Annotated in this window: 16 protein-coding genes; 6 read left to right on the top strand and 10 right to left on the bottom strand. The window is 71.1% G+C overall.

The window, feature by feature from the left end; translation table 11 throughout:
- Positions 1-33: 33 nt before the first annotated feature.
- The gene (locus ACZ31C_RS23695) at positions 34-333 is read right to left on the bottom strand and encodes a helix-turn-helix domain-containing protein (RefSeq protein ID WP_465797117.1); all 300 of its coding nucleotides are present in this window, start codon (positions 331-333) and stop codon (positions 34-36) included.
- Complete coding sequence (locus tag ACZ31C_RS23690; RefSeq protein ID WP_465797116.1) at positions 333-668, bottom strand: type II toxin-antitoxin system RelE/ParE family toxin; 336 nt, start codon at positions 666-668, stop codon at positions 333-335. The genes ACZ31C_RS23695 and ACZ31C_RS23690 overlap by 1 nt, the downstream gene beginning before the upstream one ends.
- Before the next feature lie 320 nt (positions 669-988).
- Here ACZ31C_RS23690 and ACZ31C_RS23685 point away from each other — a divergent pair, with 320 nt between their 5' ends.
- Positions 989-1,180, top strand: coding sequence for a helix-turn-helix transcriptional regulator (locus ACZ31C_RS23685; protein WP_350693259.1), 192 nt, complete (start codon positions 989-991; stop codon positions 1,178-1,180).
- Positions 1,170-1,760 (top strand): hypothetical protein, encoded by a 591-nt coding sequence (locus tag ACZ31C_RS23680; RefSeq protein WP_465797115.1) that lies wholly within the window; start codon positions 1,170-1,172, stop codon positions 1,758-1,760. Before ACZ31C_RS23685 ends, ACZ31C_RS23680 begins: the two co-directional genes overlap by 11 nt.
- Here the strand turns inward: ACZ31C_RS23680 and yidD are convergent.
- A complete protein-coding gene (gene yidD, locus ACZ31C_RS23675; RefSeq protein WP_465797114.1) occupies positions 1,744-2,154 on the bottom strand; it encodes a membrane protein insertion efficiency factor YidD in 411 nt (136 codons plus the stop codon). The genes ACZ31C_RS23680 and yidD overlap by 17 nt on opposite strands.
- A 204-nt stretch (positions 2,155-2,358) precedes the next feature.
- On the opposite strand from yidD, the gene ACZ31C_RS23670 reads away from it, so the two are divergent.
- Together ACZ31C_RS23670 and ACZ31C_RS23665 are read left to right on the top strand one after the other, a co-directional pair.
- On the top strand, positions 2,359-4,587 hold the full coding sequence (locus tag ACZ31C_RS23670) for a choice-of-anchor J domain-containing protein (RefSeq protein ID WP_465797113.1): 2,229 nt from the start codon (positions 2,359-2,361) through the stop codon (positions 4,585-4,587).
- 110 nt (positions 4,588-4,697) lie between these two features.
- The gene (locus tag ACZ31C_RS23665) at positions 4,698-5,135 is read left to right on the top strand and encodes a VOC family protein (protein WP_465797112.1); all 438 of its coding nucleotides are present in this window, start codon (positions 4,698-4,700) and stop codon (positions 5,133-5,135) included.
- On the opposite strand, the gene ACZ31C_RS23660 is transcribed toward ACZ31C_RS23665, so the two are convergent.
- Both ACZ31C_RS23660 and ACZ31C_RS23655 read right to left on the bottom strand, forming a co-directional pair.
- Entirely contained in the window at positions 5,104-6,006 is a 903-nt protein-coding gene (locus ACZ31C_RS23660) for an SAM-dependent methyltransferase (protein ID WP_465797111.1), read from the bottom strand. The two genes, ACZ31C_RS23665 and ACZ31C_RS23660, sit on opposite strands and share 32 nt — an antisense overlap.
- A gap of 560 nt (positions 6,007-6,566) precedes the next feature.
- Positions 6,567-7,799 carry a multidrug effflux MFS transporter gene (locus ACZ31C_RS23655; protein ID WP_465797110.1) on the bottom strand — a complete coding sequence of 411 codons (1,233 nt, stop codon included), beginning with the start codon at positions 7,797-7,799 and terminating at the stop codon, positions 6,567-6,569.
- 79 nt (positions 7,800-7,878) lie between these two features.
- Here ACZ31C_RS23655 and ACZ31C_RS23650 point away from each other — a divergent pair, with 79 nt between their 5' ends.
- Positions 7,879-8,322 (top strand): MarR family winged helix-turn-helix transcriptional regulator, encoded by a 444-nt coding sequence (locus ACZ31C_RS23650; protein ID WP_465797109.1) that lies wholly within the window; start codon positions 7,879-7,881, stop codon positions 8,320-8,322.
- 113 nt (positions 8,323-8,435) lie between these two features.
- Here the strand turns inward: ACZ31C_RS23650 and ACZ31C_RS23645 are convergent, their stop codons facing one another.
- Positions 8,436-9,545: a hypothetical protein gene (locus ACZ31C_RS23645; protein WP_465797108.1), complete on the bottom strand. Its 1,110-nt coding sequence runs from the start codon at positions 9,543-9,545 to the stop codon at positions 8,436-8,438.
- A gap of 289 nt (positions 9,546-9,834) precedes the next feature.
- Between ACZ31C_RS23645 and ACZ31C_RS23640 the strand changes: the two genes are divergently transcribed.
- Complete coding sequence (locus ACZ31C_RS23640) at positions 9,835-10,062, top strand: hypothetical protein (protein WP_350693244.1); 228 nt, start codon at positions 9,835-9,837, stop codon at positions 10,060-10,062.
- Here ACZ31C_RS23640 and ACZ31C_RS23635 read toward each other — a convergent pair.
- The 4 genes from ACZ31C_RS23635 to ACZ31C_RS23620 all read right to left on the bottom strand — a co-directional run bounded on the left by ACZ31C_RS23635 (position 10,040) and on the right by ACZ31C_RS23620 (position 15,158).
- A complete protein-coding gene (locus ACZ31C_RS23635) occupies positions 10,040-10,324 on the bottom strand; it encodes a putative quinol monooxygenase (RefSeq protein ID WP_396740317.1) in 285 nt (94 codons plus the stop codon). The genes ACZ31C_RS23640 and ACZ31C_RS23635 overlap by 23 nt on opposite strands.
- Before the next feature lie 86 nt (positions 10,325-10,410).
- Positions 10,411-11,169, bottom strand: coding sequence for a MerR family transcriptional regulator (locus tag ACZ31C_RS23630; RefSeq protein WP_396740319.1), 759 nt, complete (start codon positions 11,167-11,169; stop codon positions 10,411-10,413).
- Between the two features lie 73 nt (positions 11,170-11,242).
- Positions 11,243-13,531, bottom strand: coding sequence for a putative bifunctional diguanylate cyclase/phosphodiesterase (locus ACZ31C_RS23625; protein ID WP_465797107.1), 2,289 nt, complete (start codon positions 13,529-13,531; stop codon positions 11,243-11,245).
- Positions 13,532-13,679: 148 nt separating this feature from the next.
- The gene (locus ACZ31C_RS23620; protein ID WP_465797106.1) at positions 13,680-15,158 is read right to left on the bottom strand and encodes a hypothetical protein; all 1,479 of its coding nucleotides are present in this window, start codon (positions 15,156-15,158) and stop codon (positions 13,680-13,682) included.
- Positions 15,159-15,200: the final 42 nt, after the last annotated feature.

The following is a 15,200-nucleotide window of genomic DNA, read 5'->3' as shown; positions in this document are numbered from 1 at the left end:
CACCGCAGGACAGATCACTCGCAGTCCGCTCCGTCAGGCCGCATCGGCCTTCGGGGCAAACTTCACATCAAGCTTGCGGTCCAGGGCGCGAGCGAGCCGCTCGAGAACGGCCAAGGTGGGAACGGTGCCTCCAGCCTCGAAGCGGGCTACCGCAGACTGCGTCATCCCTGCGGCGCCGGCTAGCTGACTCTGGCTCCAGCCACTGCGTTCCCGGAGGTGCCGCACCTCCCGACCAAGCTCGAAAGCCAGGCGCGTCGCCTCGTACGCCTCCGCCACACCGGGCTCCGCCATCCGGCGTTCCCGCAGATCGTTCCAGTCAACCCGATCGGCCATCACTCTGCCCCCTCGACCACGATATGCCGTTCAGCCATACAGCGCTCAAGCTCCTGGCGCGCCCGCTCGATCTCCCGATCCTCGCGCATCCGAGTCTTCCTAAACACGGTCAACAGGATGATCCTCCGACCGGAGGCTATCCAGTAGGTCACGCGCACCGCGTCGCGATCCAGGTAGAACCGCAGCTCCCTGAGCTTGCCGTCGATCTGCCTGGTATACGGCTCGCCAAGCAGCACGCCTTGCTCCGCCAGCAGATCGATGTAGAACGCGGCTCTTGCGAAATACTCGCCCGGCAACTCCTCCAGCCAGTCTCGGACTTCCGGTTCCAGCTCCACGCTCCCCTAGGCCATAGCATCGATGCTATGGCCTAGGGAGCGCCGCGTCAGCCCCGAACCAAAGGAGCCGAGGTCCCATCTGCGGCCCGCACCATCGCCGCCTGACCGATCAGGCAAGAGCGTGGCAGTGTAGCTGTTCGACACGCCGGGCCCGCAACAGCTTCACTGCCACGATCCGGGCCGACGCCAGACCACCTCACGCCTCACGCCTCACGCCCCACGCCGCACAAAGCTTGCCCCGTAGACAAGCACGCTTGACACCGAGCCTCGATGTCAAGCATCCTTGACGTGACAAGGATGCTTGACATCGGAGGTGCTGGTTGCGGAACGATCTCCGTGAGCTGCGGCAGGCTGCCGGGCTGTCCCAGCGGGAACTGGCCGAGGCCCTGAACGTCTCCCGGCAGACGATCAACTCGATCGAGACCGGCCGCTACGACCCGTCGCTACCCCTGGCCATCGCCATAGCCCGCCACTTCCACCGCCCCGTAGAGGAGATCTTCCATGTCGACTGAGGGCCGCGGCACCCCAAAGGACCACCACACGCCGAAGGACCACCACACACCTGAGGACCGCAGCGCACCTGAGGACCGCAGCACGCCAAAGGACCACCGCACCACCGAAGGCCACTTCACGGCCCAGGGTCCCCACACATCTGAGGGCCACCGCACGACCGGAGGTCGCAGCACCCTGCGGAAACTGGCGGTCGCCGCCATCCTGCTGGCGGTCGTGGCGCTGGTCGTCGCCGTGGGCTTGCTGCTGCGGGAGCACGCTCCCGGCAACATGGGTGTCGGGTTCCTCCAGGGGGCGGCGGTCGGGCTGCTCGCCTTCCTGCTGATGCTGTGGCGGCTGAGCAAGCGGCCGGACCGTGCGACGACGTTCGAGCGGGCCTGGTCGCAGACCGGGGACGAGCGCGACGACGCCGTCCTGACCCGTGCTTTGGCCGTGCTGGGTCTGGCCGCGTTCCCGCTCACGTCGGTGGCGGCCGTCGCCGTCGCACTCGGTGCCGAGCCGAGCATGGTGTTCGCGCTGCTGCTCTTCGCCGAGATCGCCGTCGGCGGGGTCGCCTTCGTGGTGATCAACCGCCGGAACTGACCGGGCGGGAGCGGGCAGCCCGGGAAGCGCCTGGGGAGGGCACCGGGTCGTGGGTGCCGGGTGGAGTGTGTGCGGTGCAGCGTCGCAGCCGGTCCGCGGCCATCCGGCCACCGACCGCCAGGCCGTACCGTTCGACGGCCGTCAGGCCGTACGCGCTACAGGTGGGGGTGAAGCGGCACTTCCCCGGCCAGCGGTGAGACAGCCAGCGGCGGTAGCCGAGGATGGCCGCCCGTCCGGAGCCGTCGGCCACCGGTGCCGGGACCACCCGCGCGGCTGCCGCGCCGACCGTCAACAGCATCGAGAACAGGGAACAGTCGCAGGAGGACAGGGCGCCGCACCCCGGGTCGCTGCAGGTGCTTCCCTTCTTCTGCCGGCGCCCGGCGATCTTCGTCATGGCGACATCATGATCCCGCCGCGCCACCCGGCCGCCTCCGGGATTCGAGGGGTACGGGCAGCGATCCACAGACGTATGTCGTGTCAGGGCTTGATTGATCGATGCACTTGTGCAAAGGATACGAAGACGCTCGATCAGCGCGCGTAGATCCATAGCCCCTGGTCACCCGGGGTTGAGTGGATCTGTCGGCTATGAGGAGGTTCTGTGGCTCGACGCCGCTTTGCGGGGATAGCAGCCTGCGCCATCGTCCTACCGTTCTTCGTCGTCGCCCAACCGGCGGCGGCCAGTCCGAGCACCACGGGAGCCAGCCCGAGCACCCCGGCGGCCCAGCCCGCTCCGGCGCCGGCAACCGGGATCGCGAGCGATGTCCGCGACCTCACCAGGAAAGACTTCACCTTCAATGGCAAGCCCGTCGAGGTGCCTCGGCAGTACCAGCCGCAGGCGCAGCGCCGCTCGGCGCAGGCCGCCGAGACGCCAGCGGTGGGTACGGTGCGGCAGTGGCTCGCGCTCGACGACTACCAGGGCGTGATCTACCTCAAGGACTACACGCTGCGCGGTGTGGGCGACAACATCGAGGTGTGGGTCGCCAACGACACCGAGTTCCCGGAGGGTGACTGCCGTCGGCAGATCGCGAACTCGACGGTGGTCACCGACGCGCAGGTGACGCGCCTGGTCGACGAGTTCGACAACAACATGTATCCGAAGTCGACGGACGCGTTCAGCACGCCGCCGGACCGAGACGGCAGCAACGCCCAGATCGACGGCGACTACACCGGTGCCGGCAACCGCACGGTGACGCTCGTCGACAACGTCCGGGACGACAACTTCTACGACTTCCCGGCCGCGCCGACGTACATCGCCGGCTTCTTCTTCTCACTCTTCAACGAGTTGCTCGACCGCAACATCATGACGATCGACGCGTTCGACTGGGCGCACCGGACGGGCGTCAGCCCGCCGAACGAGCCGACCGACGACCTGTGCACCAGCCGGCCGGCGCGGCCCAACCTGTACGAGTCGACGTTCATCCACGAGTGGCAGCACCTGGCGCACTACTACACCGACCCGTTCGAGAGCATCCTGATCAACGAGGGGCTCTCCGACTTCGCCCAGACGCTCGGCGGCTACACCGACGCCTCGGCCCGGGTCGACCAGCCGGGCGCGGACAGCCACATCTACTGCTTCCAGGGCTTCGGCACGGTGCAGACGGACTACAACACGAATCCCCGGGACTGCGGTGGGCCGGAGAACTCACTGAACCTCTGGGACGAGGGCGGCAACCCGAACGCGGTACTCGCCGACTACGGCAACGCGTACTCGTTGATGTTGTTCCTCTACGACCGGTACGGCCTGGACTTCATCTCCCGGCTGCACCGCGACGGCGCGTCGCAGGGTCTGGCCAGCATCAAGGCGGCGCTCGCGGCCGAGGGTGTGAACGACCTCTACGGTGTGATCCACGACTACCAGACGATGAACCTGGTGGACCGGATCGTCGGCAACTCGAAGCTGGGTGTGATGCTCGGCCGTGACAAGCGCAAGGTCACCACGGCCAGCCTGAACGCCACGGTGAACCTGGCCAACCCGGCCACGCACGCCACGCCGGGTGCGGCACCGAACGGCGCCGACTACGTCCAGTTGCGCAAGGCGAACGGCAAGCCGCTGGGCCGGGGCGATCTGCGCTCGATCAGCTTCAAGGGCGCCAAGACGCTGCCGTCGGTGCCGCTGGCCTGGACGACGGTGACCAACGACCCGGACCGTCCGGGCAACGCGGTGCTGTGGTCCGGCAACGGCAACAGCACCGACGCCGCCGCGGTGACGCCGGTGAGCGTGCCGGCCAGCAACCCGACGTTGACCTTCCTGGCCAAGTACGGCGCCGAGGCCGGCTACGACTACGGCTACGTCAGCGTCTCGACCGACGGTGGCAAGAGCTACACCGCGATCGAGGGTGACAAGACCGTCGCCGGGCCGCTCGGACCGTCGCTGAACGGCACCACGGCCGGCTTCGAGCCGCACTCGTTCGACCTGTCGGCGTACGCGGGGCAGGACATCCTGCTCAGCTTCCGCTACGTCAGCGACGGTGGAGTCAACGAGGGCGGTCTGCTGGTCGACGACATCACGGTCGGCGGCACGCTGGTCAGCGACGGGTCGAACCTGGACGCGTTCGACTCGCCGTCGCAGGTCTACCCGACGCCGGTGGCGAACTGGAACGTCCGCTTCGTCGGCTTCGACGAGAAGCTCCGGACGGCCGTGCAGTTCGAGGTCGACGGCAAGACCACCTTCACCCTCGGGGTGGTGCAGACGGCGCTGCTGGCCGCCTTCCCCACGGTGGTCGCCATCGTCGCCTACGACGAGCCGACCGAGCAGGTCACGCAGTACGCGCCGTACCAGTTGACGGTGAACAAGGTCGTGCAGCCCGGCGGCGCGCCGCTGAGCTGACCGATCCCCGCTGAGGACTCCCGGTGCCGTGGTCGCGGCACCGGGAGTTCCGCGTTTCGTCGGACCTGCGGCAGGCGGCGAGACGCCCCGGGACAAGTTAGATTGCCCGGATGGAGCAGCGCCTCAGCCTGATCACCCTCGGCGTCACCGACCTGGCCCGGTCCCGAGCCTTCTACGAGCGGCTCGGCTGGCGGGGCCAGGAGGTGGAGCGGACGGTGTTCATCCAGGCCGGCGGGATCGCCGTGGTGCTCTGGGCCCGCGAGTCGCTGGCCGAGGACGCCGGTGTGCAGGCACTCCCCGCTGGTGGGTTCGGCGGGATCGGGCTGGCGCACAACGTGCGCGAACGCGACGAGGTGGACCGGGTGCTGGCCGTCGCCGCCGAGGCGGGCGCGGTCATCACCCAGCCGGCCCGCGAGACGTCCTACGGCGGGTACGCCGGTTACTTCGCCGACCCGGACGGCCACCTCTGGGAGATCGCCTGGAACCCGGGTTTCCCGATCGCCGAGGACGGGACGATCACGGTGCCGGACTTCGGGCCACCACGATGACCATGCCCTGCGTCTGCTGCTCGGTCAGCATCTGTCGCCAGCCGTGTTCGAGCTCGGTGTCGGTGAGCGGCGGCCGGTCCGCCGTACCCTTGAGGGTCGGCCCGAAGACGTCGAGGATCTGATCCACCTCCGCCGGCACCGGGTTGTCCCGGGCGTACCGCCGCAGTTCGAGATAGGTCCACATGCTGCTGTACTTCACGTGGTCGGTGATGTCGGTGACCTCGTCGAGCACGATCCCGGCCTGGGCGGCGATCTGCGGGTAGTCCTCCGCGCCGATCGGGGACGCGGCGACCCGCCAGGAGTCGTACACCCTGGCCAGGGTGTCGTCGCCGCGCCCGTGCGGGCCCTCCCGGACCGTGAAGTCGGTCACCACGATGCGCCCGCCGGGGCGGACCACTCGGGCGATCTCCCGTAGCGCCCGCACCCGGTCGGGCACGTGCATGATCGACTCGAACGCCATCGCGTGGTCGAAGGAGTCGTCGGGGAAGGGCAACGCGGCCATGTCGGCCTGGTCGAAGCGCACCCGGTCGGCCACCGACTCGGCGCGGGCCAGTTCGTTGGCCAGGCGTACGTCCTGTTCGCTGACCGAGACCCCGACGATCTCGGCACCGGCGATCTTTGCCAGCCGTACGCCGGGACGTCCCAGCCCGCAGCCGGCGTCCAGCACCCGTGCGCCCGGCCGCGCGGCGACCCGTTCGATCATCATGTCGGTCAACCGGACGCTGGCCGTGGCGAAGTCACTGTCGTCGTCGGGCCCGGTCCAGTAGCCGTGGTGCATGGAGCCGCCCTGGACCCGGGCGACGATGGAATTCACCTGGTCGTAGAAGGCTCCGACGGATTCCGGTGTCGGCCCTTCGAGGTCAGTGTGCACCGCTGTCACCGCTTCCTGCTCGTCGAGGAGTGCCGGGTCGGACAGACGGGGGCGGAATTGCCCGGCGAATTCACGATCACCGGCTCATGGGAAATGCAGATTCCGAACCGTTGCAGACGTACCGGAATTCGCCACTGTCCGATTCCTGATTGACGTCGCGAGTGGCGGGATCACCGCACCGTTCGCTCCGCCTCCGAGCCGGAGTCGGCGGCTGGACACACATCCTCACCTGCGGCAACAACGGGTGAGCGGCACCTCGCGCCCGGATCGCCGTCGACACGGCGAGGACGCGTCATCCCCTTTTCAGCGGGAGTCGAAGTGCGACTCCCGACCGACGAAAGAGGAGCGGAAACAACGTTCAGCAACGCCACTGTAACCGGGGCGCCTCAACCGGTCAAGCAAATGAATATAGCGGCAATCCTGCCTTTGCCTCGCCTTTCGAATCCGCCCTTCGATCATGGACTTGTGGTCGGCGGATAGTCCCTGCCAGAGCGTGTGGAGACACCACAACTCCATGATCTGCGGGCGCGGTGGGACGACGGGGCGGTGGGGGCGGCGGGTCAGGGGCGGCGGGTGCGGGCCAGGGTGAGGACGACCAGTAGCGAGCCGGCCGCCGCGCCGCTGACCACCACGGCCATCGGCATCGTGCTGCCCTCGCCGCCGAGCCCGACCAGCGGTGCGGCGCCGGCCGCGATCACCGCCTGGAGACCACCGAGCAGGGCAGCAGCCGTACCGGCGTGCGCGGAGTGCCGTTCGAGGGCGAGGGCGGTGCCGTTGGGCATCACCGTGCCAAGCGACCCGAGGAAGAGGAAGAGGGCGGCGACGACCAGCGGCAGGGACCCGAGCAGGGCCCCGACGAGCAGGGCGAGCGCGGAGAACAGGCCGAGACCCAGCCCGCAGATCAGCAGCGGTCGGGGGTCGTAGCGGTCCAGCAGCCGGGCGTTGAGTTGGCCGACGGCGACGAAGGCCAGCGCGTTGAGGCCGAAGAGCAGGCTGAACGCACCAGCGGAGAGGCCGAAGACGTCCTGGAGGACGAACGAGGAGCCGGAGAGATAGGCGAACAGACCGGCGAAGGCGAGGCCCTGGGTCAACGCGTACCCGAGGAAGACGCGGTCGGCGAGCACGGCGCGCCCGGCGGCGGCGGTCGCGGACAGGCCGCCGGTGTTGCGGCGTTCGGCGGGCAGCGTCTCCGGCAGCCGCCACGCAACGGCGGCGACGAGCAGCACGCCGACCAGGGCCAGGGCGAGGAAGATGGTCTGCCAGCCGCCGAAGCCCAGCACCAGGCTGCCGAGCGCGGGAGCGGCCATCGGGGCGATGCCGAAGATCAGGACGAGTCGGGAGAAGTACTTCGCGGCAGCGCGACCGCTGTAGAGGTCGCGGACGACGGCGCGGGCGACGACGGTGCCCATGCCCCCGGCGAAGCCCTGGGCGAAGCGGAGCGCGGCGAGCGTCTCCGCCGACGGCGCGAACGCGCAGGCCAACGACATCAGGACGTACGCACCGATGCCGATCAGCACCGGCAGGCGGCGCCCCCAACGGTCACTGAGCGGACCGGTGACGAGTTGCCCGACGGCCATGCCGACCAGGCAGGTGGTCAGCGAGAGCTGGATCTGCGCCTGGCTGGCGGACAGGTCGCGGGCCATCTCGGGAAACGCCGGCAGGTAGGTGTCCAGCGACAGGGGCCCGATCGCGGTGAGCGAGCCGAGCAGCACCAGCAGACCGATCGCGGCCCGGCCGGTGGGTGCGGCGACCCGTTCCGGCTGGCCGACTGCCGGCGCGGTGGTCTGCGACATCGTGGCCCCCTCGGCGGTCGGTTGCGCCGGGCTACGATAGCTCTGCTTACAGAGGTATTGCCGTGGAGAGGGCCGTTCTGTGACGGAAGAGACGCTCGGGCAGCTCAGCGGCGCCGTGGGCGACCTGCAGCGGGTGCTGCGCCGGACGGCCGCCCAACGGACCGGCCGGGTCGCGCTGCCGGACGCGCAGGTGGAGGTGCTGCGGCTGGTGCAGCGGCAGTCGGGGGTCAGCGTCCGGGAGGCCGCCCAGCGGCTCGGTACCGCCCCGAACACGGTGAGCACCCTGGTCGGCGAGTTGACCACCGCCGGTCTACTGAGCCGCGACCGGGATCCGGTCGACCGGCGGACCGTCCGGCTGACGTTGACCGACACCGCGCGGGAGCGGATCGCCGCCCACGAGCAACACCGGCGTGACCTGCTCGCCGCCGCGTTGGCCGGGCTCGACGCCGCCGACCGGGAACGACTGCTCGCCGCTGCACCGGCCCTGTCCCGCCTGGCCGACCTCGCCGCCGAGCAGCGCTGAGCCTCCTCGCAGCGCTGAGCCGCCGAGCAGCGGCTGAACCGCCGAGGAGCGCTGAACCGCCGAGGAGACCGGCGGGTCGTGGGCGGGCCCGCACCCACGTCCGGCCGGAGGTGTCAGCCCCAGACGGTGCGGCGGACACCGCCGTGCGTGCCGCACGCGCGCGGGCTGCCGCCGGCCAGGCTGACCTTGCCGTCCTCGCACTGCACCAGGTAACCCCGACCGTTCCAGAACCCGGGTACGCAGTCGAAGTGCTCGCACACGTCACGGGCCGGCTCGCGGACCCGCTCGCCGCCGCAGAAGTCGTACCCCATCGGGTTGACCGGGGCGCCGCACCGCCGCTCCGGTGTCGGCGCGTCCCGCCCTGGCCCGGTCGAGCCGCTGGCGCGCGGCGCCTTGGACACTCCGGTCGCGGCGACCGGCGCCGCAGTGGCGGCGACCGCGGTGTCCGTGCCGGCCGGGTCCGAGCCGGAGTTCGCCAGCGCCACCGGCACCATCACGGCCAGCGCGGCGGCGACCACGGCGGTCCGCCGACCGCCGGGGATCAGCGCCGACAACCGGGCCTGCCCGGGGGTGGCGATGCCCGGTCGGGACGGGCGCAGCCGGGCGTGCTCGGCGATCAGCTCGTCGAGCTGCGCGATCACCGTGGCCCGTTGCTCGATCGCGTCGGCGAACGCCAGGGTGAGCACGAAGCGGAAGTCGGGTGCCGCGTCGGGAGGCAGCAGCACCCCGGAGCCGCGTCGGCGGTCCAACACCTGCATCAGGGTGACCGGCGCGTGCGGGTCGTGCGCCAGCCCGGTCATCCGCGCGTACGCCCAGTCGCGGCGGCCCCGCCCGCCGAGCAGCACCAGCCGACGGCTGGTGACCACGGCCATCCCGGCGTCGGTGGCCCGTACCCCCTCAGGGAGGCGTTGGCGCAGCCGGCCGAGCTGCGGGGTCACGGTCAGATCGGGAGCGGGCAGGACGGCGTTGTGCCGCACCTCCACCAGTTGGGCGGCGGGTACCACCCGCAGCACCACCTCGTCGGCGTCCAGTTCGAGCGGGAGGCCGTGGCCCGCCGTGGCCGAGCCGTGGCACTGCTCCGCGAGCGTCCGTAGGCGGCGTAGTTCGTCGTCGCGTCGTCGCCAGTCCCCCTCGGCGCTGCGGAACGTCCGCAGCCGGCGCTCGTTCTGCCGGCGCGCCCACCGGTACCGCCATGTCGAACCCGTCGAATCAGTCCTTGCCACGCCGACTCCTTCGCCGCGCAGGCCACCAACCGCAGGCCACCTAGGTGGGGTGTCACAGTGTTAACGACCCCAGGAACCACCATGGACACGGCCAAGAGCGGGTGAATTACCCGATCGGTGGACTAATAAGGACAAGATGGTGGTTTCGCTGCGTGGCCGGATGGCGACGTGCGGGTGACTGTGACGCCACCGGCGACGGTGACGCCAATCAATCGAGCGGGTGCGCAGGACGCCCGCCCGCCACGGACGCGGCGACGCCGAGGTCCGGTACTACGCCAGGGAATGCGAGATGAGCCACGCACCACCGCGCCGCAGGGATCGACACGTCGTCGACCGGCTGCTCGACGGCGACCCGGTCGCCCTGCGCCGGGCCGGCCGGCTCGCCGCGCCGCTACGCGCGGCCCGCGCCCCGGCCCGGCGGGACGAACTGGCGGGCGAGCAGGCGGCGGTGGCGGCCTTCCGCGCCGCCGTCCGCCGTCCGCCCGCTCCCCCGCTCAGGGGGACTCGACCGAGCTGATCCGGAACTTGTGCACCTCGGCGCCGACGATGGCGACCTGCTGGTCCGGCTCCGGACCGGCACCGCGGAAGTCCAGCAACTGGTCGTCGGACTCCCACCGCTCGTAGACGTTGATCCGCCCGGGCTCGACCACGTCCGGGCTGATCGAGAAGTCGACGCAGCCGGGCGCCGAGCGCGCCGCCCGCACGATCTCCACGCAGGTGGCCAGGTAGTCGTCCCGCTCGGCCGGATCGACGTAGAGCGTGCCGGCGACGATCAACAAGGGGACCTCCGAAAGATCGTGGAGTCGACGATGTCAGTCATACTCCCCCGGTCCGACGGTTCCCGCCCGCCGATCGCCGCCCCGGATCAGGCCCGGCTGATCGCGTTCGCGTGGATGGCCTCGGCCAGGTACGCGGTCAGTCCCGGTGCGATCGCCTCGTAGTGGGCGGTGAACCGCTCGTCGGCCAGGTACATGTCGGCCAAGCAGGTGTGCATCTCGTACGAGCACTCGTAGAACGACTGGCTGATCTGCCGGCGGTGCTCCTCGGCCAACTCCCGCGCGGCCGGTCCGTCCGCCGGTGCGCCGGACTCCATCGACGCGACGATCCGCCGCCCCCAGTCCTCGCTTTCGGCCTTGATCCGCGCCCAGTCCTCCTTGGTGTAGCGCGACACGCGCCGGTTCGACTCCCGGTACGCCTCGGTGCCACCCCAGCGCTGCTCCGCCTCCTCGGCGTGCGCCTCCGGGTCGAAGTCCCCGAACACCTCGAACCGCTCCTGCGGGGTCAATCGGATGTCCAACTTGCTCGCCTCCATCGCGAACTCGATCGCCGCGACCATCTCCTGCAGGCGCTTGATCCGTACGGTCAGCAGCTCGTGCTGACGGCGCAGGTGCGCCTCCGGGTCGCTCGCCGGGTCGTCGAGGATCGCGGCGATCTCTTCCAACGGGAACCCCAGCTCGCGGTAGTAGCGGATCACCTGCAACCGCTCCAGGTCGGCCTCGGAGTAGCTCCGGTAGCCCGCGCCGCTGCGCCCGCTCGGCGACAGCAACCCGATCTCGTCGTAGTGGTGCAGCGTCCGGACCGTCACCCCGGCCAGCCGGGCGACCTCGCCCACGCGGTACGCCATGGTTCCCTCCCTTCCTGGGAACCACGCTCCCGCCTGCCGCTACGTGAGGGTCAAGTCGATTCTGCGATACCGGTCAGACGGGACGGGCCGGACCGGCCAGGACGGTCCGCAACTCGGCCAGCGCCGCCGGGCGACCGTAGCGGTAGCCCTGCCCCTGTAGGCAGCCGATGGCGGCCACCGCGTCGTGCTGCCGCTCGGTCTCCACCCCCTCGGCCACCACGCCCAGGTCGAAGGCGTGGGCCAGCCGGGTGACCATCTCCACGGTCGCGTACGCCCGCGCGTCGTCGGAGATCCGGGACACGAACGAGCGGTCGATCTTCAACTCGGTGGCCGGGATGCGGTGCAGGTAGCTCAGCGACGAGTACCCGGTGCCGAAGTCGTCGATGGCGATCCGGATGCCGAGTTCGCGCAGTTGCCCCAGCCGGTCGAGCACGGCGTCGCTGCCCTCGATCAGCGCCGACTCGGTCAGCTCCAGGGTCAGCGCCCGGGGTGCCAGGCCCGCCCCGGCGGTGGCCTCGGTGACCGTGGCGATCAGGTCCGGGCGGCGCAGGTGCGCGGCGGCGATGTTCACCGCCACCGTCGCGCTGGGTACCCGGTCCTGCCAGGTGGCCGCCGCCCGGCACGCCTCCTTGATGACCCACCTGTCGATCGGCAGGATCAGCCCGGTCTCCTCGGCCAACGGCAGGAACCGGGCCGGGCTGAGCATGCCCAGCCGGGGGTGCCGCCAGCGCACCAGCGCCTCGGCGCTGCGGACCGCCCCGGTGGCCAGGTCGACGATCGGCTGGAACTCCAGGTGCAGTTGCTCCTCGTCGACGGCCCGCCGCAGGTCGGCGATCAACTCGGCCCGGCTGACCGCCGACTCCCGTAACGCCGGTGTACTCCGCCGGTACGCCGACTTGCCCGCCGCCTTCGCCGCGTACATCGCGATGTCGGCGTCGCGCAGCAGGTCGGTGTAGGAGATGTGCTGCGGCCCGTACTCCGCGATGCCGATGCTGGCCGACGGGTGCACCCCGACCAGTTCCTCGCCGGGCGAGGGTTGCAGCGCGGCCAGCAGCCGTTCCGCCAGGCGTTCCGGCTCGGCGGGCGGGCTGCCGGTGACCAGTACGGCGAACTCGTCGCCGCCGATCCGGGCGATCATCCCGTCGTCGCCGACGGCGCGCCGCATCCGCCGGGACAGCCCGGTCAGCAGCGTGTCACCGGTGGTGTGCCCGAACCTGTCGTTGACCTGCTTGAACCCATCCAGGTCCAGCAGGAGTACGGCGACCCGGTTCGTGCCGAGCAGCGCCGCGCGCAGCCGACGGGTGAACGCCAACCGGTTGGGCAGCCCGGTGAGCTGATCCATGTAGGCGAGCTGCCGCAGCCGGCCGACCAGCCGCAGGTTCTCGTTGGCGGCCAGCCCCTGCCGCAGCGCCAGCGTCGCCAGCAGCGCCAGCAACGCGATGAAGATCGGTTGCGGGATGTAGCCGTCGGGTCGGCTGGCCCACACCACCGCCACGATCGCCCCGCCCACCGGCAGGTACGGCAGCGCCACTCGCCACCAGGGCGGCAACGGTGACTCGGCCGCTTCGTCGGGGTCGGCCCGGTAGCGGGGTGGCCCGAGCCGGGTGGCTGCCGCGATCAGCAGGTAACTCAGTGGCCAGAGCACGTCGACCAGCCGACCCGGCTGGTAGGTGCCGGCGGCCACCAGCGACACGTACGCGGCGTCGCCCACCGCACGGACGGTCAGGCTGGCACCGAGCAGAGTCAGCACCGGCCACACCGGTCGGCTCGGGCCGATCACCGCGACCAGGATGGTCAACTGCATCAGGTCGAACATCGGATAGAGCAGACCGGCGGTGCGCAGCGGCTCGTCGAGATCCGCCATCGCGACGTTGCGGAAGATCAGCATCCAGCCGACCGGGATCAGCGCCAGCCCGACGATCACCCCGTCGAGCAGCGTCCGGACCCGACCCACGGTGGTCCGCGGGGCGGTGACCGAGCAGAGCAGGGCCGCGGTGCCGGTGACCAGACCGGCGACGAAGAGCAGCCCGACCGGCAAGGTGTGCGGCAGGTCCTCGCCGACCAGCCGCAGCGCCGTCCACAGTGCCCGACCGGCCATCGCCAGAGCCATGGTCGCCGCCAACAGCAGCCAGAACCGACGTACCATCGGCTGCCGGCGGGCGGCACCCAGGCAGGCCGCCCCGGCCAGACCCGCGACGACGAGCGCGCCGAGGTCGCTGACCAGCGCACCGGCGGGCAGCTTCAGCAGCAGCCAGACCGTCTCGACGCCCACGACCAGACCGGCGGCGAACAGCCCCGCCCAGCCGACCCGGTCCCGCCCGGGCCACCGCGCGGCAGCCCGCCCGACGTCCTCTCGCGACACAGCGCTCGCTCCGGCTCTCTCTCGTACGTGCACGCGTTCATCCACAAACATCTTCACGTACGGTGACCAGCCGGCACCCACGACCCGCCGGGCGGCGTGAAAGGAAGGGACCCTTTCTAACGCCTGGTGTATAGGAAGGGTCCCCTCCTTACACCTCGGGTGGGTCGAGGGTGGGCGGACCGCCGTGGGTCCACGGGGTCTCCGCCACGGTCGGGAACGTGCCGCTGGGCACGAACGCCTCGCTGAGCGTGGTGTAACAGAGCCGCTGCCCCACCTCGGGCACGCTGCCGGGGCTGGCGGTCAGCCCCCGACCCATCCCGCCGGAGAGTTCCAGCACCACCTCGGTCTTGCCGTCGGCGGTCGGGGTCACGAAGACCACCCGGGCCTTCTGCCCCGGTCGGGCCGGGTTGCACAGACTCGCGCCGACCGCCACCAGCACCGGTTCGGTGGTCACCAGTTGGATACGCGGACGCAGCACCGGTCGACGTCCGGTGTCGTCCACCCGCGTCGGGTCGGCCAGCACCACCTCGCCGACGAACGCCTCGCCGGTCAGCCGGTACTCCGCCATCACCAGCGGGTCGTCGTAGGCGCGCTGCACGGCGTAGCTCGCGCCGGCCCGCTCCAGGCGGTGCAGCCGGGTCGCGGCGGCCACCGCACCGTCGCGGCTGGGCTGCGGCGCGCCGTCCTCGTCGACGTGGTCGGCGTGCGCGGTGAAGGCGTCCCGGTCTCCGGTCCACCGGCCCGCCACCCGGGCGCCGGGCGGCAGCGCGCGCAACAGCCCCAGGCCGCGCCACATCAGGTCCCAGGTGGGCGTGAGCTGGTCGCGCAGCAGCCGCTCCAGCTCCGCGTACGCCTCGGCGCGAGCCGAGGAGTCCGCGTCGGCCTCGGCGTACGCCTCGATGGCCGGGGCGAGCAACCGGTTGTCGAAGTCGGGATCGGTGGCCGGTCCGGCGGGCGGACACACCGTCGGGTCCTCGGCCCGGGCCGCCGCCTGGGCACCGGTCAGCCCGGACGGCGGGGCGATCCAGCCGAGCAGCGCCGGCAGGTGCAGGTCCTCCACCGCGCTCTGCCCGGTCGCCCAGTGCATGCTCAGGGCCTGGGTCAACGCCAGCAGCGTCGACGAGCCGGGATGCTCCGCGCGTTCGGCGAGGAAGGTCAGCCAGCGGCCGAGCAGCGGCACCGACGCGGGGACCGGGTAGTCACCGTCGACGCGGCGGAACCGGGTGGCGCGACCGAGCAGCCGCAGGAACGTGACGCCCGCCGGGTTCGGCACCACCAGTTGCGGGGCGTCGAGGTATCGCTGCCGGACGTCCTTGCCCCGGTCGATTGCGACCGTCTCGGAGCCGAGGCGGTGCGTGTCGACGTAGGGCAGCAGGATGTCGGCCAGCGCGGCGGCGAACCCGAACCGCTGCTCCCGGTTGCGGGGCTGCGGCACGACGAGCAGGTGTCCCCGGCCCGGTGCGGTGCCGACCATCGCCGCCAGCGGGGCGTTCGCCTCTCCCGCCATGGACAGCGGCACCAGCACCAACGGCCGGGCCGACAGGTGCACGTGCCGGACGGTGGCCACCGGCTGGGCCACCCCGGCGGCGACCGCCTGCGCCGCCGCGAGCGCGCGCAGCGTACTCATGCCGGTGCTCCGCCGGGTGCGGTCCGGCCGCGCGTCGGGGGC

The sequence above is a fragment of the Micromonospora sp. NPDC023869 genome (assembly GCF_055559695.1).
Note: the sequence above shows the minus strand (reverse complement) of the source record. Positions and strands in the feature narration are given on the sequence as shown.

Bases quoted from the DNA above. Each gene is read 5' to 3' on its own strand.
- ACZ31C_RS23695 (WP_465797117.1), bottom strand. From the start codon at position 333: ATGGCCGATCGGGTTGACTGGAACGATCTGCGGGAACGCCGGATGGCG.
- ACZ31C_RS23680 (WP_465797115.1), top strand. From the start codon at position 1,170: ATGTCGACTGAGGGCCGCGGCACCCCAAAGGACCACCACACGCCGAAG.
- yidD (WP_465797114.1), bottom strand. From the start codon at position 2,154: ATGACGAAGATCGCCGGGCGCCGGCAGAAGAAGGGAAGCACCTGCAGC.
- ACZ31C_RS23665 (WP_465797112.1), top strand. From the start codon at position 4,698: ATGGAGCAGCGCCTCAGCCTGATCACCCTCGGCGTCACCGACCTGGCC.
- ACZ31C_RS23655 (WP_465797110.1), bottom strand. From the start codon at position 7,799: ATGTCGCAGACCACCGCGCCGGCAGTCGGCCAGCCGGAACGGGTCGCC.
- ACZ31C_RS23640 (WP_350693244.1), top strand. From the start codon at position 9,835: ATGAGCCACGCACCACCGCGCCGCAGGGATCGACACGTCGTCGACCGG.
- ACZ31C_RS23630 (WP_396740319.1), bottom strand. From the start codon at position 11,169: ATGGCGTACCGCGTGGGCGAGGTCGCCCGGCTGGCCGGGGTGACGGTC.
- ACZ31C_RS23620 (WP_465797106.1), bottom strand. From the start codon at position 15,158: ATGAGTACGCTGCGCGCGCTCGCGGCGGCGCAGGCGGTCGCCGCCGGG.